This is a genomic window from Geoglobus acetivorans, assembly GCF_000789255.1.
Lineage (GTDB): Archaea > Halobacteriota > Archaeoglobi > Archaeoglobales > Archaeoglobaceae > Geoglobus > Geoglobus acetivorans_B.
This window is the reverse complement of record NZ_CP009552.1, coordinates 1,057,459-1,078,405: the sequence shown is the minus strand read 5'-3', so window position 1 is coordinate 1,078,405 and position 20,947 is coordinate 1,057,459. Positions and strand designations below refer to the sequence as shown.

Below are 20,947 nucleotides of genomic sequence, written 5' to 3'. Positions count from 1 at the left end.
AATAAAAACTTACCTCAGCAAACTCTTGGAATCGGATCCATTACCGGTGGAGGGAGGATCTTTGTCGTGCCTATTTTCGTTTCAACCACGACCTCTTTGAATTTGTCGGTGGCGTGGCCAATTATCTCTGCATTTCTATCATGCCTTCTCAGAGCTTTCAGAACGTCCTCAGCAAGCTCGCTAACAACCCCGAGAACAACTTTGCCCTCGTTGGCGAGGGTTAGTGGATCAAGTCCGAGAGCCTCACACACGCCAGCGACATCGTCTCTGACCGGAATTTTCTCCTCGTCTATCTTTATTCCAACGCCGCTTTTTTCAGCCATTTCGTTCAGAGTTTCTGCCAGCCCACCTCTTGTTGGATCCTTCATTGCCACAATTCCTCCCACGTCAAGCGCATCTCTCACGGCAAACCAGACCGGCTGAACATCACTCTCAATGTCAATCTCAAATCCAAGGTCTTCTCTCTCAAGGAGCATCGTCAGACCATGCTCCCCGATGGCTCCGCTGACAATTATCGCATCTCCTGTTCTCAATCCGGAATCTCTGATCCACCTGAACGGGTAGTTTCTGTGTTCTCTTACTGTCTCAAGATTCCTTTCAAGGTGTTCGTTTCTCATTCCAATTCCGGATGTGTTCACGAATATGCCTGCGTTCATTTCGACAACTTTTGTGTCCCCCGTTATTATCTTAACACCGATCTTCTCCACCCAGTGGGCAATATCGTCCATAATTCTCTCGAAAACACTGTCCTCGAAGCCCTCCTGGATTATGAACGCAAGGGACATGAATGCGGGCTCAGCACCAACAACGGCCAGGTCATTGGACGTGCCGCAAATCGCAAGACTTCCTATGCTGCCCCCTCTGAACACCGGAGGGAAGGCAGTGTAGCTGTCTGTCGTCAGCACGTACGCATCATCGAAATCCGCAGAGTCCTCCATGTCGGAAAGAGCAATCTCTCCAGCGCTGGTGTCAATTCTTGAAAAAATCCTCTTTTTGAGAAATTCTGACATGTATTTTCCGCCGGCACCATCTTCTCTTCTTATCATCTTCAAACCTCCAGGAATTTTAGGGCATACAGCTGTCCGAGGGATATTCCATTATCTCCCGCCGGAACAAGCTCATTCGTGTAAAACTTCAGACTTTCTGAAAGGGATGCCATGAAATGGGAATTGTAGGCAACACCTCCGCTCACAACTACCGGAATATCCTGCCCTTTCACAACCTCACAGAACGCCCTTGCGAGGTAGTCTATGAGCCTCCATGCAACCGCTCTTCTGTCCTCTCCCCGCTTGAGCCTTCTGAGCGAATCCGAAAATATGTGGGTGAATCTGATAACCCTGACGTAATCCTTCCTGCTTGAACCATCAATGCTGAACTCGAATGGTTCATAGCTCTCCTCGATTACCGGGCTGTATATCTGGCTATCCCTTCTTGCAAGCCCTTCAGCCTTCATTGCAGGTTCTCCCTCGTACGTTCTTTCAAGGCAGACCTCTGTCATGGCTGCTATGGCGTCCATGTATCTCCCTGCCGAGGATGCCGGGGCGGTGTTGATGTTCTTTACGTACATTTTCTCGAACAGCTCGAAGCTCTCCCCATCTCTGAGATACTTCTCATAGTCTTCTAACAGCTCGAAGTCTCTTTCATGTTTGTATATTATTGAAAAAAGTGTTCTGAGAGGGTGGTGAACAGCGAGATCTCCTCCGAGTAGCTTTATTCTCTCCAGCCTTGCCACCCTCCTGAAAATTCTCTCTTTCAGGTCAACGTAGAGAACCTCTCCACCCCATACCGTGCCATCCATGCCGTAACCGGCTCCATCCACGGTTATGGCCATGGCCCTATCAAGCCCTCTTTCAGCCATGACTGAGAGGGCGTGGGCAAGATGGTGCTGAACACTCAGCACTTCAGCCCCCGTTCTCTCGGCAAGTTCGGTGGCGTATCGTGAGGTGTTGTACAGCGGATGCAGGTCCCGGACTACAAAGTCTGGCCTGATGTTGAGATATTCCAGCCAGAATTCAACTGCCCTTTTGAAAAATTCGTTAAATGTTTTGAAGTTGGCGGTGTTGCCTATGTACTGGGACGGGATGGCCTTGTGATCCTTCAGGACCGCTATGGAATTGTAAAGCTCGGCTCCGAGGGATATTGCCTCGGCATTAACCCCAATACCGATTGGAGTGGGGACGAATCCCCTCGAACGCCGTATAATCATCCTCCTTCCGCCGACAATTTTCAGAACCGAGTCATCCACCCTGTTGTGTATCCTCATGTTGTGGGTCAGCACGGCATCACACTCTATATCTGGCATCTCAATTGCCATCGGCTCTCCGGGCATGTTGGCGGAGGTCATGACAAGTGCATCAGCCCTCAGAAAGCCGAACAGGATTTTGTGGAGTGCAGTGTATGGAAGCATTATGCCCACAGTATCGAGTAGTGGTGCCACCTGGTAAAGTTCAGCCTTCTTTTTCAGCACGACAATGGGCCTTGTGTAACTGAGGAGCTCGGACTTTTCTTTTTCGTTCACGTATGCATACTTTTCTGCCGTTTCAATGTCTCTCACCATTACTGCGAAGGGTTGATGGGGTCTTCTGAGAACACCTCTCAGCCTCTCAACAGCATCATCGTCGGTAAGGCATGCGATGTGGAATCCCCCTATTCCCTTTATTGCCACGATTTTCCCGGAATCGAGCAGCTCAGCAGCCTTTCTGATTGCCCCGACACCTCTGATTCCGTGGGGAGCAAGCTGGTAGTGGGGCCCGCATTCGGGACAGGTTATCGACTGGGCGAAATATCTCCTGTCCTCCGGATTTTCGTATTCTCTCTGACATTTTTCACACAGGGGAAACTCCACGAGTGTTGTGTTCTCTCTGTCGAAGGGAAGTGAGAATGAGATGCTGAACCTCTGCCCGCAGTTCGTGCACGTGGTGAAAGGGTAGAGGTACCGCCTGTTGCTCTCATCAAATATCTCCTCTGAACATTCCTCACATACTGCAAAATCCGGAGGCGGGAGTGAAAAAAGCCCGGAGACACCACCACTCTTCAGGATTGTGAAGTCATCGTAACTTCCGTCTGTCTCCTCAACGATCACCCGGTCTATGACGGCCATCGGGGGCTTCTCTTTTTTAAGCCTTTCAGCAAAAACATCTGGGTCTCTGTCAACCACAATTTCTACAGTACCATCTCCAACGTTCTTCACATAACCTTTGAGACCCATGCTCCTTGCGAGTCTAAAAACGAACGGTCTGAATCCCACTCCCTGAACTCTTCCGGTTACGAGGATTTTAAACACGAATCTGGGAGGGAAAATGGTTATATTACGTTTTCCATGCCTTGATGTGATGCATGAAATGAGTTATGCTGAAGCGATACTCGAAAATCTGCTCAATCTGGCTGAAAAGAACAATGCCAGGGAAATTAAAAAAGCTCATCTTGTAATTGGTGAGCTGCTTTTGATAAATCCCGAACAGCTTGAGTTCTGTTTCAGGGCAATAAGCAGGGAAACGATAGCTGAAAACTGCACTCTTGAAATCGAGTTTGTTAAGCCGGAAATCAGGTGTGTGAAATGCGGGAAAGAGTTTGATGCCCCTGCGGGAGTCTGTGAGTGCGGTGGTTTTGTGAGTGTTAACGGCGGGAAGGAAATGATTTTAAAAAGCGTAATTATGGAGGTGGATTGATGCATAAAATAGAGATCGATGCTGAAATTGATCTGCTGAGCGAAAACAGGAGGCTTGCAGCGGAGAACAGGAAGTTTTTGAGAGAACAGGGTATTGTTGCGGTGAACATAATGGGTGCGATAGGGTCTGGGAAAACGCTGTTCATCGAGAAAACGGTTGAAGCTCTCAGGGACATCAGAATCGGCGTAATTCTCGGGGATGTGATATGCAGGGCGGATTATGAGAGAGTGGCTGCACACGATGTTGTGGCCGAACCCGTGAATACCGGAAAAGAATGTCACCTTGATGCTCACCTGATCCATCACAGAATTCGCAAATTTGAGGATGTAGATCTCCTTCTAATTGAAAATGTTGGCAACCTGATCTGCCCGGTGGATTTTGATCTCGGAGAGGACTTCAGGGTTGTTATGGTAAGCGTTACCGAGGGGGACGATGTGGTCGAAAAACACCCGGAAATTTTCAGGCTTGCCGATGTCATAATAATCAACAAGGTTGCGCTTGCGGAGTTTGTTGAGGCGGATGTGGATAAAATGGAAAAGGATGCAAGGAATCTCAATCCTGAGGCGAGGATAATCAGGATGGATTTGAAAAAGGATATCGGGTTTGAGGAGTGGATTGAATTTCTGAGAGGTGTCCTGAATGTGTCTGGCAATTCCGGCTGAAGTTGTGGAGGTTGAGTGGCCTTACGCCACGGTGGACATGAAGGGGGCCAGGAGGAAGGTGAGGGTTGATTTGCTTGATGATGTGAGGGTTGGAGATTACGTTTTGATTCATGTTGGGCTCGCGATACAGAAGGTTTCGAAAGAAGAAGTTGAGGAGATTGATAGATTATGGCAGAAGATACTGGAAGAATAGTCCGGAAGATAGAGGAGCTTAGCAAAGGACAGGAGATTAACCTTATGCATCTGTGCGGAACCCACGAAGATACAATTTCGAAATACAATCTCAGAAGTATTCTCCCGCAAAACGTAAAGCTTCTGAGCGGGCCCGGATGTCCCGTGTGCATCATCCCCGACACGGACCTGCAGAAGGTATTCCACCTTCTCGAAAACCGGGATGTGATTCTCACGACATTTGGAGACATGGCCAGGGTTCCGTTCGAAGACAGGAGTCTCTTTTATTACAGGAGTAAGGGCAAGGACGTCAGAATAGTTTACAGCGTTTTCGATGCCGTTGAGATCGCAAAACGGGAGGAAAAGGACGTGGTCTTTTTCGGTATCGGGTTCGAGACGACCATGCCGTCAATAGCTGTGGCGATTAAAGATTCTCCTGAAAACTTTTACGTGTACTCTGCTCACAGGTTTTTCATCCCTGCGATAGAGGCTCTGGTATCCGGAGATATGAGGATTGACGGTTTCATCAATCCGGGGCACGTTTCCACGATTGTGGGTGTAAAAGCCTATGAGAGATACAGAAAATACGGTATCCCCATGGCAATAGCGGGTTTTGAGCCACAGGATGTGCTTCTTGCAGTATACATGCTCGTTAGGGCAATTCGCGAGAATGAGGGTGGAATATTCAACGAATACACGAGGGCTGTTAAGTACGAGGGCAATGTGAAGGCCCAGGAAGTCATGAACGAGGTGTTTCATCCCGGGGATGGCGAGTGGAGAGGTCTCGGGGCAATTCCTGAAACCGGTGCAGGAATAAGGAAAGACTTTGAGGAAAAGGATGCTGAAAAGGTTTTCGAGGATGTGTTTGAGAACTTCGTCCCGAAGGTGGATAAGCGGAAAAAGCACTGCAGGTGCGGAGAGGTTTTAAAAGGGCTGATAACTCCGAAGGATTGCAGGCTTTTCATGACTGCATGCACACCCCGAAACCCCATTGGCCCATGCATGGTGAGCTTCGAGGGTACGTGCAATATATGGGCCAAATACAGAATCTCATGAGTTCGCTGAGAGGTATGCAAGGATTTTTTCGTGCAGTTCCTTCAACACCTTTCTTCTGTCCTCCATGAGAACGACATCTTCCTCTCCCATTACATAGAGATTCAGGCCAAACGGACTTGGATATGGGATGCGTGTAACAACCACATCAATTTCCTTCCCGATTCTTGAGAGGTAATCTCTGGCATTTATGATGTCCATCGCATCTTCCATGATCTCCCGGAATGTCTCCTTTATTACCGGGAACTCCTTCCCAAAGTGCTTCAGAAGTAATCTGAGCAGAGTGTCTGCGTTTACCTGCTGCCTCCACACGCTTTTCTCTCTCCCGAGGTAGTTTCTCAAAATCATAAGGCTTCTCACAGCAACATGTCTGAACCTTCTCCTGAGAATTTCGGTCTTCATGAGCGCTTCATTAAGGTCCTCTTCGAAGCCTTTCAGCTCGAAGAGGTCGATTATTTCACTGTCCTTCAATCTTTTACTCCGGGGGAGGATGAGGACAAAGCCATTATCGTTCAGGGTGAACTGGACATTGCACTTCTTTGCCCTTCCAACTCTGTAAGCGAATGTCCTTGCGATGGCACTGTTGGCTCTTCTGCCCACGAGAGTATGGAAGAAATAGTAGTTCCTGTCCTCCTCAAGCTTCTCCACCACAAGCCTCTTGCTGTGTGGTATGATGCTGAACCTTTTCTGCTCGTCGAAGTACCTGATGATGGACTCAGCAGCATTTCCGTCTACTGGAAAGCTTTTCAGTATCTTATGGGCACTCTCAAGGTTTTCGTCCATCACCCTTCTGAACTCCTGTATTCTCAGTGCGAGATCGTAGCTCAGAGGTAACTGCTCGGAAAACCAGCTCGGGACGGTGGGTTTCTCGTCCTTAACTTCTTCGACTATTATGCGCATACCCCTCGATCTCAAAAATCTGAACGTCCTTCCAGCAAGAACGAAGATATCCCCCTTAACGAGCCTCTCTGCGAACTCCTCTTCGACCTTTCCCACATGGTGTCCTTCCTTTGTCACGACCGACACTGCAACCTCATCCGGAATTGTACCGGTATTGAGGTAGTAGATGGGTCTCACCATTCTGCCTCTCTTACCGAATTCCATTGTCTCTTCGTCAAACCATATCTTCCCGTAAACGTTCTTCTCCTCAAGCTCTGAGTATTTCCCTGCCAGATATTTCAGCACAGCAACGAATTCTTCTTTTGTGAGGTTTCTGTACGGGTAGGCTCTTTTCACGACCCTGAGAGCATCATCGACACCCCATTTTCTTTCGATTGCCATTCCCACAACGTGCTGACACAGCACATCGAGAGGCTTTTCCGGAATGTGGATCCTGTCAAGTCGTCTCTCAAGGGCTTCTTTAGCGAGAACCGAACACTCGACGAGGTCATCATGATCAAGAACAACAATTCTGCCCACGCTCGTCTCGTGAAGCCTATGCCCCGCTCTGCCAATTCTCTGCAGTGCTCTGTTTATGCTTTTTGGAGAACCTATGAGAACGACCAGGTCAACGTAGCCAATGTCTATGCCCAGTTCCAGGCTTGTTGAGCTCACCACGACCTTGAGTTCTCCACTCTTCAGCTTTTCCTCAACTTCGAGCCTCACGTCCCTTGAGAGGGATGAATGGTGGGCGGCAACCGGAAACTCGTCTCCCATTATTTTTTTGAGATGAAACACTACTCTCTCCGTTGCACTTCTCGTGTTTGTGAATATCAGCGTGGTCTTTGCCCCTCTTATCATTTCTGCCAGCGTCTGGTAAAGCTTCTCGCTTATCTCTTCAGCAGTGGCGTTGAAGAGATTTTCTACGGGTGAAAGCACGGAGATGTCTATTTTCTTTTCGAATGTCACATCTGCAATCACACAGTCTCTTTCCCTGCCGTTTTCGTATCCGGCAAGGAACCTTGCAACCCCTTCAAGTGGATGAATGGTTGCTGAGAGACCGATCCTTACCATCTTTCCTTCCTGAATTTCCTGGAGCCTCTCCACCGAGAGTGAAAGATGGGTGCCACGTTTGTTCTCTGCGAGAGCGTGAAGTTCATCTATTATGAGAAACTCCACCCTTTTCAGGACTTTTGAGAATTTGGGTGAGCAAAGGGCAATTGCGAGACTCTCAGGGGTTGTAATCAGGATGTGTGGAGGTTTCCTGAGCTGCCTCTGTTTCTCGCTTGAGTCCGTGTCTCCGGTTCTCACAGCCACCCTTATCTTCTGAATCCCGATCTTTTTTCTCCCAGCCAGCTCGTAGATTTCGTTCAGCGGTTCTTCGAGATTTTTTCTTATGTCGTTGTTAAGGGCTTTCAGGGGAGACACATACACGACGTACACTCTGTCTTCGAGCGTCCCTTCCACTGCCCTGTCGAGAAGTCTGCTCAGAGCTGTCATGAAGGCCGCAAGAGTCTTCCCACTGCCCGTGGGAGATGAGATGAGCACGTTATTGCCGTTAAAAGCCTCCATTATTGAGTACTTCTGAGGTGGGGTGAATTCGCCGTATTTTTCTTCGAACCATTCCCTCAGAATGGGATTGAGCCTGGATTTTATCTCCTCATCGTCGTATGCCTTTCCCTGAACTATCACCAGCATCCGGTTCTGTGAGGGTGCTTAAAATGTTGTGGTATCTCAATGCAGCACTCCGGTCTGTGAAAAACCATATATAATTCTTAAGCTAAAATCATGATAATTGACGGAGGTTAGAGCATGAGGAAAATACTGATTGTTGTTTTTGCAGCTCTGGTACTTCTGATGGCTGGCTGTTCTGGCCAGAATGAGGGGGCCAAACCTGCTGCAACACCGACCCCTGTCTCAACGCCTGAAGCTGAGAGAACCCCTGAACCAGCACAGGGCGGGAGTTCTGGTGGGAGCGGGGCATCTGCTGGTGGGATTAACACGCTTTACGACCTGTTTGTGGCTAAAAAGATGTATTATGGTAAAGCAACGGTGGTGGAGAATGGAGAAACAAGGACGGTGGAGTTCTGGTATTACTACGATGCAGATAACAACGAGCAGATGATTCGAATGGAGCATTCTGAGGGCGGGGTTGTCATAATGCGGAACAAGTACGAGGATAATACCCTTACAATGACCATGTACATGAAAGGGATGCAGAATATGCCTGTGTCTCCCAACTGCGACTGGGTTATGGTAAAAACCACTCAGACTGTCAGTCCTGGAGAGGCCGAGGAGCTTAAGGATGAACCTGTGGGAGATGCATTTACAGCGACTGTGAGCTATCAGGGACAGGTTATGGAGAACTATGAAGGAAAATTTGTTGATGCTGATCTAACGCTTTTCCAGCCCGATGGAAATGTGTGTTCGGTAACAATGATGATGACTCCACCACAGGGGTGACATACTGCTATTTTGATAAAAATTGACAAAATTTTTTTACCCACCTTTTTTCTCATGTCCGATGAAACGACTTTACGCTGACCTCGGTCTGCTGGCCGTGGCGTTGATATGGGGTGCGACTTTTCCCGTTGTCAAGGTAGCACTTGAATTCATGTCTCCGTTTGCCTTCAATGCGGTAAGATTCATTTTCACGGGGCTGCTGTTCCTTCCGTTTTTGAGGATGAATGAAATCCGGGCTGGAATTGCCATCGGCTCTGCAACCTTTCTCGGCTATGCGTTTCAGACCGCTGGACTTCAGTACACAACAGCAACGAATGCGGGGTTCATAACCTCTGTGTACATCGTGATAACGCCCATCCTAGCTTTTCTGCTCTATAGAGAGCGAGTCTCACCGATTGAGGTTGTGGCTGTTATCCTTGCTTTTGCGGGCATTTATCTTCTTTCCGGATATTCTGGTTTTAACTACGGTGATCTGCTCATTCTCCTCTGTGCAATAGCTTTCGCCCTTGAAATCGCAATGATATCTCACTATGCGAAAAATCTGAACCCTCTGAGTCTTGCGGGCTGGCAGGTTGTGGCTGTGGGGATGTTTTCAGCCCTGCCGGCGGTTTTCACAACCGACAGATTTGCGCTGAACAGCTACGTTCTTTTTGCCCTGCTGCTTACGGGTTTGCTGGCGACGTTCATTGCAAAGATTCTTCAGAATTACATGCAGGCACATACAAAGTCGGTTGATGCCGGAATAATTCTGTCAATGGAGGGTGTGTTTTCCTACATGTTTGCGGCCGTATTTCTCAGTGAGCGTCTCGACATGCTCCAGTATGCAGGAGTTGCCCTCCTGTTCGTAGCAGTCCTGCTCGTATCGCTGAGGGATGAGGTTACAGATTAATCAAGGCTTAAAAAAGTGGAGGCACCGATTACTGCACCCCTCTCCTTTACGTATCCGATAAACCTCCTGTAAACAACATCTTTGCTCAGGGTCTCAGCACTACCCACAGCTATAAGAAGCCTTTTCGCTCTTGTAAGTGCAACGTTCAGCCTTCTGTAATCTCGCAGAAATCCGAGGTCACCCTTTTCATTGCTTCTAACGAAGGAAATTATGATGACCTCCTTTTCTCTCCCCTGATAGCCGTCAACGCTCTTGACCTCACAGTCCACCAGATCTCTTATCAGCCTGACCTGATCGTCGTATGGCGAGATAACACCTATGCAATCTCTGTCTATTCCCATTCTTTCAAGTTTTCTGACAACCCTTTCCACAATCTTCGCTTCAACAGGGTTATGGTATGATTTGCTCCCTTTCTTGGTTCTCTCCCCTCCTGACTTTTCCGTATCGATAAAGATGAGCGGATAGCTGGCGAGAAATCTTTCGGCTGCACTCCTGGCTGATGGGTTGAGGTCTGAAATCGATATTTTTTCTGCATTTTCGTGGGTTTTTACCCTTCCACCGTAGAACGTCATTGATGGGAAGTCGGCAATCTCTCTTCTGGCCCTGTACTGTGTATCAAGCATTTCTGATTTGAAGGGATACCTTTCAATCAAAATCTCAAAAAGCGTCCTCTCAAGTTCTTTTGCCTCTAAATTGAGGATTGTAGGCGGAAGCTGTTTGTGATCTCCTGCAAGAATGAACTTTCTGGCTTTATTGATTGGGATTAGGGTGCTGGGTATTATCGACTGCGTCGCCTCGTCAATTACAGCAACGTCGAATCCGGCATCAACTGTAAATGCGGTCGAATTTGTGGTAAGCACAACCTGCATTTTTTCAAAAATGTCTTTTTCGATTCGTTTTTCGATTTTCTCTGCTTCGCTGAAAAGCTCTTTCAGCCTTTCGTTAATCTCAAGCCACCTTGCCATGGACCTTATTGCAGCTCCTGAAACACCCCTGTATGCCCTCACTCGCTTCTGGGCGAGTTCCATGATTTCTCTGTCGCTCATTCCCCTTCTGAATCTCGGTGTTGGCTGTATTTCCATTTCTCTTCTTTTCATCAGTTCTTCAATCTCTTTCCAGATATCCTCCAGTTCTCTGTACCATTCATGTTCTTTCTTTTTCTCCTCTAAGGAGACCTTTCTCAGCTTTTCACCAATCCTTGACGGATGTCCCACCCTCACGATTTTCGCGTTACCGGCCAGCCTCTCAACCAGATTGTCCACCGCCGTGTTGCTTTCAGCGGTGGCGAGGACCCTGTTTCCCCTCTCAACTTCCTGCAGGATGTACTCTGCAAGCGTTCGTGTTTTCCCTGTTCCGAAAGGACCGTGGATGATGAAGAAGTCCTCACTGCCCAGAGCCTTTGAAATTGCTGCTTTCTGAGAGGGATTCAGTTTATTATCAAATGGTCGGAAATCAACCGTTTCTGCCTCGCTGACGTCATCATCTCCAAAAATCAGCTTTATGGCCTTCATTCCGCCGTAAAACAGTCTGTCGAGGTTCTCCTCCATCCTGTTGAAGGTTGTGTCATCATAAAACAGGTCAACCCTGACACTGTCGAGCCTGATGTCCGGTATTTTCAGGAATTCCACATCAACATATCTGCCACCCCTCTCAATAACCACTCCTTCGGAGGCCTTTTTAAGCGGGTCTCCGTTGCTTACAAGAACAACATCTCCCGGACCTATGTCAGTTTTGATTTCAACCCGTCTTCCGAATCGTATGACTGTCTTTTTAGGATTTTTGGAGACAACCTTGCCCTTCAGTCCTGTAATCGTCTTGCCTGACTTTTCCCTCTGTGCTGCGGAGAGGGATTTTATTTCCTCGATTGCCTTTCTTCTTTCCTCTTCTCTTTCGGATTCAATCAGGTTTTTCAGGTGTTCGAGATAGTCGTAATACTCCTCCATTCAGCCACCTTGGATATCATGGCGTGGCGGGTTAAATCAGTTGTGGGTTCTAACTCATGTTTCTGGATACGAACTGTCATACTAATGTTCTGGCGGAGATACATATTGTCCTTGTCTTGTATTAGCAAGTGGGCGTAAAAAACTTGTATCCCTAAGAAAAAATAAGAATATGGAGTATGCGGACAATGTAAAAATGCCCGATAATGAGCTTATAAATCTTGAAAAATCTCCCTGGGGACTGGAACAGGGTGTATCTCACTCTAACTTCCTCGAAATATTTGAACCTCTTCCGGAGCTGAAGGAGTTATTGCTGAAGGCGGAGAGTATTGATGAAGCCAGAAATCTTGCACAGAAATTTTCTGGAGAGCTACTGATTAAATGCAAGAATGGCGAAATAGCCTCAAAACCGGTGGAAAGGTGGCTGTGCGAAGAGGCGATAGGCGTTTTTATGAACCTGACGTCTGAATACATGGAGAATGTTGCAGGATTCTCAACTCTGGAGTATCTCTGGAGAGCAACGAAGGGAGATGAAAACGTTTTATCGGTCATTACAGAGGGCTTCGTGGAGGAGTTCAGACACCTTTTCAGGGCAATGGCGGGTAAGGCAGATTATTCGAAGGGCTGGCTCGGTCAGATGCTCTCTGAAAGGGGTGTGGAATTTGTCGATTTTGACCGGATAAAGGGCAGAAAAGCAGCCGAGATACGGTCAAAGCATCTTGATGAGGCCTGGAGGATTATAAAGGGTTACGTGGACAGGTATCCAACCGGTCTCGATGATGCGATTATTGAAAAGAGAAAGAAACAGAAAGAAAAGCTGATTGAATTCTGGGGAATAGATGAAGACAGGTGGAACAGCTACAAATGGCAGTTCTCGCATGTCCTCAAAAGAGAAAAGGGCCTTCAGATTCTGAAGGAACTAAACGAGCTTGGGATCGTGAAGGTGCCAGAGGACAATCTGAAGCTCGTGGAGCTTGCGATTGAGAATCACATCCCGTGGGGTATAACGCCCTACTATCTCCACCTCTGGGATTTTGAGGAGCCTTACAGACATGACATGCACGTCAGAAGACAGGTGATGCCCCCTGAATGGTATGTCATGAACATGCTCGGTCACAAGGATGACAGGGAAATTTACTTCGACTTCATGGGTGAGCACGACACCTCACCGGTTGACCTTGTAACGAGAAGATATGCGATGATTGCGATTGTCAAGCCCTATGAAACCTGTCCCCAGATATGTGTGTACTGCCAGAGAAACTGGGAGGTCACCGAGCCATTCATGGCAAACGCTTTTCCGGGGTGGGAGAAAATCGAGAGGGCAATAGAGTGGTTTGGTGAGCACGATTCCATGATTGATGTCCTGATCACCGGAGGGGACCCGCTGGCTCTCAGTGATAAAACCCTTGAGAGGATCATTGGACGGGTTGCGGAATTCGATCATGTGGCGAACATCAGGATAGGGTCGAGAGTGATCGTTACGGTCCCGATGAGGATAACTGAAAACCTTGCGGAGATGCTCGGGAGCTACATAGAGCCCGGTAAGAGGAACCTGTCTGTTTCGACCCACTTTGAAACTGCATACGAGGTAACGCCCGAAGTCAGTGAGGCTGCCTACAGGCTCAGAAAGTATGGCATCATCATTTACAACCAGCACGTGTACCACAGAATGGTGAGCAGAAGGTTCGAGAACGTTGTCCTCAGAATTGCGCTGAAAAAGGCGGGCGTTGAGCCGTATTACACCTTCTTCCCCAAAGGTAAAATTGAGCAGAAAGACTACCTGATTCCAATTGCGAGAATCGTGCAGGAAGGGAAGGAAGAGGCAAGACTTCTGCCAGGCGTTTTCAGAGGAGATGAACCCGTTTTCAACGTCCCGAGAATGGGCAAAAATCACCTCCGGGCATGGCAGGACAGAGAACTCATAGCTGTAAAGCCAGATGGAAGCAGGGTGTACCTCATGCACCCATGGGAGAAGGGCATAAGTGAAACCAAGCCATACACGTATTCGGACGTTCCAATAAAAGAGTATCTTGATTTCCTGGAAAGTATGGGTGAGAGTCTGGAGGATTACAGGACCATCTGGTATTACTACTGATCAGAAAGTACAGCCTTCATCATCGCTTTCGCTCAGGTCCTGCCAAATTCATCATCCCTGAATTTTTTTGGCAGGAAGTGTAATAAGTTTTTCTGCAACCGGGGGTGGGGTTAAAGAACACCTCTGTTTAGCTTTTTGAAAACTCCGGCTGTCTTTCTATAGTATTCTCTCAGGATTTCAAGCTTGTTCTGGAGATTTTTGTGCTGCTGTGCGTCTGGATGAAACTCTCTTTCATGTTCGAACCTTTTAACCGCATCCTGGCAGCTTTCTCCGTTTACTGCAGTATTTACTATTGTGGCTAAGCCCCTCAACCCGGCATGTTCCGGTTTTGCCGTTCTCACGACTTTTCTGTTTATTGCAGAGGCGATTATTGAACAAAGCGAGTCAAATCTTGCACCTCCGCCCGTAATTCTTACGGACTCATTGGTTCCGGTCATCTTTTCCACGAAATGGTACGCCCATGCTATGTTCATTGCCACACCCTCGAACAATGCCCTGAGCATCTCATCTTTTCCGGTTTTCAGACTCAGGTTGAAGATGCTCGCCCTGATGTAGTGGTCGTCAATTGGGGCCCGCTCTCCGAAAAACCATGGTGTGAATATGAGGTCAGTTTCGGTCATTTTAACGATTTCATCGACTTTCTCGTAATCCTTCAGATTCAGAATGTTCATCACCCAGTCAATTGCCCCTCCTGCAATTTCCTGCTCAGCAACAAGCAAGTACTTTTCCGGAATCCCGCTCAGTATTGTGCCTATGTAATGCTTCACGTCGGCCTTTCTTTTGTCCACATGTGCTCCAATCCAGTCGCTTGTTCCCAAGTAAATATGGATTCTGTTGTTCTCAACAGCTCCCGAACCTATTGCCGTTGTGCACATGTCTCCCGCGCCAACGACCACCGGAACCCTGTTTATGCCCAGTTCCTTTGAAACGCTTTCATCAAGAAATCCGGCCACATCTGTGCTGTTCATTATCTCCGGAAAAAGGTCTGGTTTCAGACCGTAGTCTCTCATGAGGCCCTCATGCCATTCTGCCCTGTTTCTTCTCGTGTCGGCGAGCCATGTGAGGTGTGCCTCGTCATGGCTCGTCACGGCTTTTCCCGTGCATCTGTAAATCAGGTACCCCTTCACGTCGAGGAATTTCCAGGTTCTGGAGAACACCTCCGGTTCGTTGTCTCTCATCCAGAGGATCTTTGGCAGAACGTCCTTGCCTGTTTTGCTTGGAGCTCCGCCTGTAATCCTCAGGAACCTGAGCAATCTCAACGGACTGTATCCCGATATGGATGGGAAGTCTCTGAAAAGGTCTTCGGGATAGCCCTTGCCTCTCTCATCCAGCCATATAACCATGTTGAACAGTGGGTCGCCGTTCCTGTCCACAGGGACGAAACCAGCCATGTGGGCCGTGAATGCGATTGCCCTGACTTCATAACCCTCTATAATTTCGGCTAAAAGAGATTTTACCTGTTCCCACAGGAATTCCGGGTCTTTTTCAGCATAACCTTCTTTTGGATGAACGACCTCTGTTTTCTCAGATTTTTCTCTGACTACTTTGAACCTCTGGCTCTCAACGATTCCTGCCTTGATCGATGTTGTGCCGGCATCCACAAGAGCGAAGTAATCGGGCATGCAGATGTATTGTATTTGAAATTATTTATAATTGACTTTATGAAACAACCCCGCCGGGGGTTGCGGACAGGATAATGCATGTTCACTGATGGTATCTGGCATGCCAAATGTGCGCGAATCCGAATGTAATTTTCAAAAATTTGATATATGCAGGATTTCACTCTGGATCATGAATACTGTTGATCTCCAGGACATGGATGGTGTTGCGGTTGTCAGGCTTAACAGAGGAAAAAAGAATCCAATAAATCCAGAGTTTGTTGGTGATCTTTCAGAGGTTATTGAGCAGGTTAGGGAGGATGGAGGGATAACGTCTGCAGTTCTCACAAGCTCAAACGACAGATTTTTCTCAATAGGGCTTGATGTGCCGGAGCTGATCGATTATGACAAAACGGAATTCAGGGAATTCATAATGGATTTCAACCTCCTCTGCCTGGATATCTATACTCTGCCAAAGCCTACTGCTGCCGCAATAAACGGACATGCGATAGCTGGAGGGTGCATTCTCGCTCTGTGCTGCGATTTCAGATATATGAGCGAGGGAAAAAAGCTGTTTGGCCTGAACGAGGTCAAGCTGGGCGTGTCTGTGCCTTACCTTCCACAGAGAATCCTCCAGCAAATTGCTGGAGACAGGGTTACGGTTGAAATGGTGTACGGGGGAGATTTCTATCCTCCAGAGAAGGTTCTTGAGATGGGGGTGGTGGATGGCGTCTTTGCTCCGGAAGAGCTGCTTCAGAAGTCCGTTGAGAGGGTGAAGAAAATTGGAGAACTCCCTGGCAGAGCATTTGCGGCTGTTAAGGCAAACAGGACAGAAAGGGTGAGGGAAGACATCATAAAACGCCTGGAGAGAGATGTTGATGTCTTTGTCGAGCTTTGGTTCAGCGATGAGGCTCAGCAGAGGTTGAGGGAGGCGATGAAGAGTTTTTAATAATCTTTCCCTCACACATACCGATGTCCCATTCCTTTTGTGCTTATGGCATATTTTCAGCAAGAACACCGGCACTCTCTTACTTTCACCGGGGCATTTTGTCATAATGTGTTCTGAGATATTCTTTGATGGAGAGAAATTTAACAGTTACAAGTTGTTGCAAATTCTTGCATGACTGTGCCGATAATACGCGGGAACGGGAAGGATCACGCCGTGGCAGTTGATGCGAGGAAGATCGCCCTGAGGAACAACATAAACAAGGTGAACGGAACCTACAGGCTGGATCTGGAGCAGATCAGGGTGGAGATGGGAGAGGATCTGGTGATGGAGTTCTGGGAGATTTTGATGTATATGCTGCCCTTGGAAAAGGTTAAAAGAGCTATTGAAGAGTTTGCTGAGAGGATGAGCTTTTGAAATCGGGAAGATAGCTTTATAAATGATAGATCCAACAATGATTCGTATGCAAACCGCTGCCGGTAAAAGAATTCTCGAGGATCTTAAGGAGCTCAGAGACAGACTGGACTCACTCATTGAGACCTTGGAGATAATGAGTGACGAAGAGCTGATGGAGTCTCTGAAAAGGTCTGAAACCCAGCCGGAGAAAAGGGAGTTCAGGGAATTTCTGGAAGAGCTGGATATTGACGCTTAATAGCTCTTTTTTCTGTGGGAAACAGCTCTTAGAATAACCTTCTTTTCGTTTTCGTTGATTTCGTAAATAATCCGGTATTTCCCCACTCTCAGAGACCACAATCCCGAGAGATCGTAGGAAAGAGGTTTTCCCAGATGCGGGTTATCTTCCAGCTTCAGAATGGCTTTGGCCAGCCTTCCAGCCAGTGGTTTGTCTTTTCTGGTTAGATCCCTGAACTGGCGTTCAAATTCATCTTTTGTTACGATTGTCCAAGTCATGTAATCGAATGTTTGTGTTGGTCTTTATTATTTTATTCGCTACAAATCAATTAATGAGAAGTTTGTTCTTTGAGAGATTGAAGACTTGTATAAATCTCCTTCAAAGGCTTCTCTTTTCTGTCGTAGAGCGGGACAGCATCCCCGGAGAGGTAAATCGTCAGGATGAACCTGCGTAAATACCACCAGTAGGCGATCGTGATAACTCCAAAAAGAATCAGGAAAAAGCTCCCCATTACAATCAGGAACTTAAGAAATTGATCAGTGATTTTCAAAGAGGCCATTATCTGATCGACGTTCAGCATTAGCAGAATCCCCGGAACCGTTAAGATGATTCCGCCGATAAGATATCTCCACGCTGGATCCCTTTTCAGCTCTATGGAGTTGATGTGCTGGATGAAAACGGTCTTTTTCAGGTGTTTGGACTCGATCTCAAGCCTGTTTTGAGCGATCTCCACCTTAACCTTTTTCTCCAGTCCGGTGGAAGGAGTCGTAATATCTCAGCTTCCACCCCATGTTTTATTCCTCCTTTAATCCGCCCATTTTCTTAAACTCTGTATAGATCTTAGCAAGCTTAACAGCATTTCCGAGCAAAATCATGGCCTCCTCTGGCTCAGGAAATACTGAAATTCTGTGAGAGACAAAGTTTCTTGCCAATCCAGCCGCTTGAATGAGCTTTTTAATTTCATCTTTTGAGCTTTTGTCAATTATCCCCATATTGATTAGAGTCTCTATTTTCTTCTTTGTTTTGTTCTCCAGATCTTTTTCTTCAGGGGGAATTTGTTGGAGAATCCAGACGACAACTCTCGCAGATATTAGGGCCGAAGCAAGATAATGGCCATGTTCCATTTCTAAAATGGCTTTGTCGAGGTTCTTGTGGATTAGTGGATCAATGTCTTCAATTGTTTCTAATCTTTTTCTGAAACCTTTTAATTTGTTGACGAACTCTTCTGGGAGTGCTTGCCGGTTTAGTAGCTCTTTAATAGCTGTGATTCCCGCAACACATCCGGCAGTTACTTCGGTTAACATACTCAACAGCTGTTCCTTGTTAGGAAATAATGGGACATATACGGAAGGCATAATTTCCGATATTTGACCAAATCCTGTTAGCTTTAATTCTTTTTGAGCATCTTCATATAATCTGACTAAATTCGAGATTTGGTTTTGATAGTCACTTTTGTAACTTTTTCTTTCATTCTTAACATTTGCACTCAATTCAGACGCCACTTCACCAATGTGTCCGAGTTTCTCTTTGATCCCTACAAGAATAGCCATGCGTAGAGCGTCACCCATTTTCTCTCCTCCCTTAAAGTCCCATTTGTAGCCCCTTCAAGACCCTCAGGCGAAACATACTTTTGTTAGCCCAATTTTTCTCGCATAAATACTTATTTAAAAGTTTGCCAATCAGCCAATATATGTTAGCGTAAAAGCAAATTTTTAAAATTTATTGGCATATCCCAGAACATATGTCTGACTGGATAAATCGATTTAAAGAACTGGCAGAAAGGGCAGTTGAGAAAGTTTCAGAGGCTGCAGACACATATATGAAAAAAAGAGAGTTCTATAGGAGAGTATATGAGAGTAAACTTCTTTTACTTTCACGTTTTGCTGTCTGGCAGCTTGAGCGTATTTGCATATCGGAAGACATCCCTCCGTATGTTGAGGGAAAAAGAGGGCCGAGAAAAGCGAGGAGCAAGAACGAGTTTATCGATTTGATTGTGGATGAGCTTGATCTTGACGATGTTGTAGAGTATGCCAAGAAATTTGGAGTCAGGTATCAGGATATTCTTCGAGATCTCGAAGAGTTTGAGGCCGAGCTATTTGGTGAAGAGGAAGATGTTGATCTTCAACCTGAAAGCGAGTTCGACGAGATTCTCGATTTGATCCAGAGGGAATTCAGGCCGGAAATGACGAGGGATGAAGAGGATCTGGAAAAGCAGTTGGCCATGTTCCTGAAAGTGCATCTAGGCGAGGATAGAGTGGCGAGGCAGGTAACCATCGAAAGAGGGAAAAGAGTTGACATCCTCATAGATGGAGTATATGGTATAGAGGTCAAGATCGCAGACAGTACCGGGCTGGCTTATTTGCCAACTCAGCTCAGAATATATCGGAAAAGGCTCAGAGATGTGGCGGCAGTCATTGTCAGGCCCATTGGAAAGGGAGTAAACATCGACGACATTCTGGAGTTGCTGGATGAAGACGGGATTAAATACGTGGAGGTTGAGGCAGAGGTCAGAAGGAGGGGCGGGTGGACGTTTGAGCTGGTTAAGAAGAGGAAGAGGAGATGAGAACTTAGTTATTTTTTCTCTTCGTCACTTCAACAATCTTAACACACGTTTCCGGAAGGAACTCTTATTGCTATCATCTTTTTTGAGTTCCTTAATAAATACCTCGTTTTGATCTTTAGGCTCTATTACTTTGATCCATGAGATTTCGTTCCATAGGATGTAAATACGACTTCCATAACGTGTGTTAAGAACCAAACTTGTTTTATCAAACAAATTCCAAATATTCCCTTCTGCTTTGCCACTTTTTGTTGAAACTATTACATACGGTAGTTCGTGCTCGAAGATCTCTAGTTTAGAAGTTATCAAGTAGTTTTTCAATTGTAGGTAGATATCATGGTTAACTGAATACATATAACTCCAAATGATTGCAGTTAAGATCAGCAATACGGCAGTAAACCAGATAATTCCAGTATTTACTGCTTTAAGATACTCTATTATAAATATTGCTATGAATACTGCTATTGCAGTTGAAAATAAAGCATCAGCGAGTACTTTAAAAGTATATAGTTCTTCGCAATGTTTCTTGAGGAAATTTTCTCGCTGTTGGAAAACTCTGAGCGCCACAGTATAGGTTAGGTAAAAGAAAAGGAGTAGAAACGAACTCCAAATAGACATACGTGCAGGTACGTCGTCGTCTAAATCTTTAATTGGAGTGTGGATTAATGTGTTAAAAGTTTCGGGACCATAAATTTCATAAATGGGAATCAGAAACATCAATAAAACATATAACATAATTAAAATAAAAATCGTCTTAGTGGGATAAAAATTGGCATGAGATATCAATTTGCGAACAGTCTCATGATTTTTTAGCGACCCTATAATATTTTTTCTCTTTATACTTGTTTCCCACCATTGATTCACCAATGCTGTTAAAAGGGCCGTTATTATCGCTAACACTAACGTGTTGCTGAGATGGTTGGACAGATTGGTCAGTAGGTCTATATTGAGCATTCAATCTTCCTCCATCAACTCCCCAATAAACTCCTCCGGATCCTTAGGCGGAGCCTTGGAATGGTACTCCTCAAACTCCTTCTCAATCTGCTCCAGATACTGAACAACTTTTTTGCCTGGATGAGCGAACTGGTAGGCTTTCAAGCCTGTAGAAACATCCTGAGCTACTGTTACTTCAATCAGGTCTATATCGAAAAGCCCATTGATGCTTTGGTATGGACTCTTCTTGTAAGTTACTTTCTCCAACTGACTCCATCTTTTGGAACCGTCATTTAAGGCAATCAGTATTTTGAAGCTTCCAGTTTTGGAGAGTTTTTTCAGATTTTTCATCAGGTTTTCTTTCATTACGACTTTTGCTGTATCTTTTCATAGTATATTTGTTGGTTGAATAAGATTGTATGACTGTAAACATAGGTGGTTTGTGGGCAATCACGTCCG

At 46.3% G+C, this 20,947-nt stretch carries 21 protein-coding genes; 11 read left to right on the top strand and 10 right to left on the bottom strand.

Annotated features, from left to right (window positions below):
- Positions 1–14 precede the first annotated feature (14 nt).
- Positions 15–1,046: a hydrogenase expression/formation protein HypE gene (gene hypE, locus GACE_RS06365; protein ID WP_048092093.1), complete on the bottom strand. Its 1,032-nt coding sequence runs from the start codon at positions 1,044–1,046 to the stop codon at positions 15–17.
- Between the two features lie 2 nt (positions 1,047–1,048).
- The gene (gene hypF, locus GACE_RS06360) at positions 1,049–3,283 is read right to left on the bottom strand and encodes a carbamoyltransferase HypF (protein ID WP_048092091.1); all 2,235 of its coding nucleotides are present in this window, start codon (positions 3,281–3,283) and stop codon (positions 1,049–1,051) included.
- Between the two features lie 49 nt (positions 3,284–3,332).
- Between hypF and hypA the strand changes: the two genes are divergently transcribed.
- The 4 genes from hypA to hypD are packed head-to-tail and all read left to right on the top strand — an operon-like array spanning position 3,333 to position 5,557.
- Positions 3,333–3,668, top strand: coding sequence for a hydrogenase maturation nickel metallochaperone HypA (gene hypA, locus GACE_RS06355; RefSeq protein ID WP_048092089.1), 336 nt, complete (start codon positions 3,333–3,335; stop codon positions 3,666–3,668).
- The gene (gene hypB / locus GACE_RS06350; RefSeq protein WP_048092087.1) at positions 3,668–4,330 is read left to right on the top strand and encodes a hydrogenase nickel incorporation protein HypB; all 663 of its coding nucleotides are present in this window, start codon (positions 3,668–3,670) and stop codon (positions 4,328–4,330) included. The genes hypA and hypB overlap by 1 nt, the downstream gene beginning before the upstream one ends.
- Positions 4,308–4,523, top strand: a complete 216-nt coding sequence (locus GACE_RS06345; protein ID WP_048092085.1) for a HypC/HybG/HupF family hydrogenase formation chaperone — start codon at positions 4,308–4,310, stop codon at positions 4,521–4,523. The genes hypB and GACE_RS06345 overlap by 23 nt, the downstream gene beginning before the upstream one ends.
- On the top strand, positions 4,499–5,557 hold the full coding sequence (gene hypD / locus GACE_RS06340) for a hydrogenase formation protein HypD (protein WP_048092083.1): 1,059 nt from the start codon (positions 4,499–4,501) through the stop codon (positions 5,555–5,557). The genes GACE_RS06345 and hypD overlap by 25 nt, the downstream gene beginning before the upstream one ends.
- On the opposite strand, the gene GACE_RS06335 is transcribed toward hypD, so the two are convergent.
- Positions 5,552–8,131 carry an ATP-dependent helicase gene (locus GACE_RS06335; RefSeq protein WP_048092081.1) on the bottom strand — a complete coding sequence of 860 codons (2,580 nt, stop codon included), beginning with the start codon at positions 8,129–8,131 and terminating at the stop codon, positions 5,552–5,554. The two genes, hypD and GACE_RS06335, sit on opposite strands and share 6 nt — an antisense overlap.
- Before the next feature lie 114 nt (positions 8,132–8,245).
- Here GACE_RS06335 and GACE_RS06330 point away from each other — a divergent pair, with 114 nt between their 5' ends.
- Positions 8,246–8,896, top strand: coding sequence for a hypothetical protein (locus tag GACE_RS06330; RefSeq protein ID WP_048092079.1), 651 nt, complete (start codon positions 8,246–8,248; stop codon positions 8,894–8,896).
- 61 nt (positions 8,897–8,957) lie between these two features.
- Positions 8,958–9,785, top strand: a complete 828-nt coding sequence (locus tag GACE_RS06325) for a DMT family transporter (protein ID WP_048092078.1) — start codon at positions 8,958–8,960, stop codon at positions 9,783–9,785.
- Here GACE_RS06325 and GACE_RS06320 read toward each other — a convergent pair.
- Complete coding sequence (locus GACE_RS06320; protein WP_048092077.1) at positions 9,782–11,728, bottom strand: IGHMBP2 family helicase; 1,947 nt, start codon at positions 11,726–11,728, stop codon at positions 9,782–9,784. The genes GACE_RS06325 and GACE_RS06320 overlap by 4 nt on opposite strands.
- A 169-nt stretch (positions 11,729–11,897) precedes the next feature.
- On the opposite strand from GACE_RS06320, the gene GACE_RS06315 reads away from it, so the two are divergent.
- Complete coding sequence (locus GACE_RS06315; RefSeq protein ID WP_202962729.1) at positions 11,898–13,820, top strand: KamA family radical SAM protein; 1,923 nt, start codon at positions 11,898–11,900, stop codon at positions 13,818–13,820.
- 110 nt (positions 13,821–13,930) lie between these two features.
- Here GACE_RS06315 and GACE_RS06310 read toward each other — a convergent pair whose 3' ends face one another.
- Positions 13,931–15,442, bottom strand: a complete 1,512-nt coding sequence (locus tag GACE_RS06310) for a xylulokinase (protein WP_048092076.1) — start codon at positions 15,440–15,442, stop codon at positions 13,931–13,933.
- Positions 15,443–15,611: 169 nt separating this feature from the next.
- Between GACE_RS06310 and GACE_RS06305 the strand changes: the two genes are divergently transcribed.
- From GACE_RS06305 to GACE_RS06295, 3 genes are all read left to right on the top strand, one after another.
- The gene (locus tag GACE_RS06305; RefSeq protein WP_048092075.1) at positions 15,612–16,367 is read left to right on the top strand and encodes an enoyl-CoA hydratase/isomerase family protein; all 756 of its coding nucleotides are present in this window, start codon (positions 15,612–15,614) and stop codon (positions 16,365–16,367) included.
- A gap of 171 nt (positions 16,368–16,538) precedes the next feature.
- Positions 16,539–16,781, top strand: a complete 243-nt coding sequence (locus GACE_RS06300) for a hypothetical protein (RefSeq protein ID WP_048092073.1) — start codon at positions 16,539–16,541, stop codon at positions 16,779–16,781.
- 46 nt (positions 16,782–16,827) lie between these two features.
- On the top strand, positions 16,828–17,016 hold the full coding sequence (locus GACE_RS06295) for a hypothetical protein (RefSeq protein ID WP_048092071.1): 189 nt from the start codon (positions 16,828–16,830) through the stop codon (positions 17,014–17,016).
- On the opposite strand, the gene GACE_RS06290 is transcribed toward GACE_RS06295, so the two are convergent.
- The 3 genes from GACE_RS06290 to GACE_RS06280 form a co-directional block, all read right to left on the bottom strand.
- Complete coding sequence (locus GACE_RS06290) at positions 17,013–17,273, bottom strand: type II toxin-antitoxin system RelE family toxin (RefSeq protein WP_048092069.1); 261 nt, start codon at positions 17,271–17,273, stop codon at positions 17,013–17,015. The two genes, GACE_RS06295 and GACE_RS06290, sit on opposite strands and share 4 nt — an antisense overlap.
- 50 nt (positions 17,274–17,323) lie before the next feature.
- The gene (locus tag GACE_RS06285; protein WP_048092067.1) at positions 17,324–17,728 is read right to left on the bottom strand and encodes a hypothetical protein; all 405 of its coding nucleotides are present in this window, start codon (positions 17,726–17,728) and stop codon (positions 17,324–17,326) included.
- Positions 17,729–17,789: 61 nt separating this feature from the next.
- Positions 17,790–18,563: a hypothetical protein gene (locus GACE_RS06280; protein WP_048092065.1), complete on the bottom strand. Its 774-nt coding sequence runs from the start codon at positions 18,561–18,563 to the stop codon at positions 17,790–17,792.
- A 173-nt stretch (positions 18,564–18,736) separates the two neighbouring features.
- On the opposite strand from GACE_RS06280, the gene GACE_RS06275 reads away from it, so the two are divergent.
- Positions 18,737–19,558 carry a hypothetical protein gene (locus tag GACE_RS06275; RefSeq protein WP_048092063.1) on the top strand — a complete coding sequence of 274 codons (822 nt, stop codon included), beginning with the start codon at positions 18,737–18,739 and terminating at the stop codon, positions 19,556–19,558.
- Positions 19,559–19,582: 24 nt separating this feature from the next.
- On the opposite strand, the gene GACE_RS06270 is transcribed toward GACE_RS06275, so the two are convergent.
- Both GACE_RS06270 and GACE_RS06265 read right to left on the bottom strand, forming a co-directional pair.
- Positions 19,583–20,509, bottom strand: a complete 927-nt coding sequence (locus tag GACE_RS06270; protein WP_048092061.1) for a hypothetical protein — start codon at positions 20,507–20,509, stop codon at positions 19,583–19,585.
- Complete coding sequence (locus GACE_RS06265; protein ID WP_048092060.1) at positions 20,510–20,854, bottom strand: hypothetical protein; 345 nt, start codon at positions 20,852–20,854, stop codon at positions 20,510–20,512.
- Positions 20,855–20,947: the final 93 nt, after the last annotated feature.

Coding starts and splice junctions, on each gene's coding strand:
- hypE (WP_048092093.1), bottom strand. CDS start 1,046: ATGATAAGAAGAGAAGATGGTGCCGGCGGAAAATACATGTCAGAATTT.
- hypA (WP_048092089.1), top strand. CDS start 3,333: ATGCATGAAATGAGTTATGCTGAAGCGATACTCGAAAATCTGCTCAAT.
- hypB (WP_048092087.1), top strand. CDS start 3,668: ATGCATAAAATAGAGATCGATGCTGAAATTGATCTGCTGAGCGAAAAC.
- GACE_RS06345 (WP_048092085.1), top strand. CDS start 4,308: ATGTGTCTGGCAATTCCGGCTGAAGTTGTGGAGGTTGAGTGGCCTTAC.
- hypD (WP_048092083.1), top strand. CDS start 4,499: ATGGCAGAAGATACTGGAAGAATAGTCCGGAAGATAGAGGAGCTTAGC.
- GACE_RS06335 (WP_048092081.1), bottom strand. CDS start 8,131: ATGCTGGTGATAGTTCAGGGAAAGGCATACGACGATGAGGAGATAAAA.
- GACE_RS06330 (WP_048092079.1), top strand. CDS start 8,246: ATGAGGAAAATACTGATTGTTGTTTTTGCAGCTCTGGTACTTCTGATG.
- GACE_RS06325 (WP_048092078.1), top strand. CDS start 8,958: ATGAAACGACTTTACGCTGACCTCGGTCTGCTGGCCGTGGCGTTGATA.
- GACE_RS06320 (WP_048092077.1), bottom strand. CDS start 11,728: ATGGAGGAGTATTACGACTATCTCGAACACCTGAAAAACCTGATTGAA.
- GACE_RS06315 (WP_202962729.1), top strand. CDS start 11,898: ATGGAGTATGCGGACAATGTAAAAATGCCCGATAATGAGCTTATAAAT.
- GACE_RS06310 (WP_048092076.1), bottom strand. CDS start 15,442: ATGCCCGATTACTTCGCTCTTGTGGATGCCGGCACAACATCGATCAAG.
- GACE_RS06305 (WP_048092075.1), top strand. CDS start 15,612: ATGAATACTGTTGATCTCCAGGACATGGATGGTGTTGCGGTTGTCAGG.
- GACE_RS06300 (WP_048092073.1), top strand. CDS start 16,539: ATGACTGTGCCGATAATACGCGGGAACGGGAAGGATCACGCCGTGGCA.
- GACE_RS06295 (WP_048092071.1), top strand. CDS start 16,828: ATGCAAACCGCTGCCGGTAAAAGAATTCTCGAGGATCTTAAGGAGCTC.
- GACE_RS06290 (WP_048092069.1), bottom strand. CDS start 17,273: ATGACTTGGACAATCGTAACAAAAGATGAATTTGAACGCCAGTTCAGG.
- GACE_RS06280 (WP_048092065.1), bottom strand. CDS start 18,563: ATGGGTGACGCTCTACGCATGGCTATTCTTGTAGGGATCAAAGAGAAA.
- GACE_RS06275 (WP_048092063.1), top strand. CDS start 18,737: ATGTCTGACTGGATAAATCGATTTAAAGAACTGGCAGAAAGGGCAGTT.
- GACE_RS06270 (WP_048092061.1), bottom strand. CDS start 20,509: ATGCTCAATATAGACCTACTGACCAATCTGTCCAACCATCTCAGCAAC.
- GACE_RS06265 (WP_048092060.1), bottom strand. CDS start 20,854: ATGAAAGAAAACCTGATGAAAAATCTGAAAAAACTCTCCAAAACTGGA.